We start from the raw sequence: 269 nt of genomic DNA on the forward strand, positions 1-269 counted from the left end.
TCTCCGTCCAGCCGGAACACACATCGGTAAGGGTTAGGGTAAAGGCATATTCTCCACTCGGGTTACCGCCTTCATGAGCTACGAGGTCCATCTCCATGAATCCCACCTTGGCATCGTCCCAATCTGCGAAGGTGCGTATGGGCACAACACGTTTTTCGAGCCATTCCTCGGCGACTTTATCAAAGGTTTCGCACAAAGGCACACCGTCAGCTTCAGCCTCAAGCTCTATAATCATCCGATCCCTCATGCGCCTGGCGTCCCTAAGAGAA

The 269-nt window shown here is 53.2% G+C and carries 1 pseudogene; it reads right to left on the reverse strand.

Annotated elements, in window-relative coordinates:
• Nucleotides 1-247, reverse strand: a pseudogene (locus EZM41_RS05845) (hypothetical protein); the annotation flags it as partial.
• Nucleotides 248-269: the final 22 nt, after the last annotated feature.

Origin of the sequence: Acetomicrobium sp. S15 = DSM 107314 (assembly GCF_016125955.1) — a bacterium.
Taxonomy (GTDB): domain Bacteria; phylum Synergistota; class Synergistia; order Synergistales; family Thermosynergistaceae; genus Thermosynergistes; species Thermosynergistes pyruvativorans.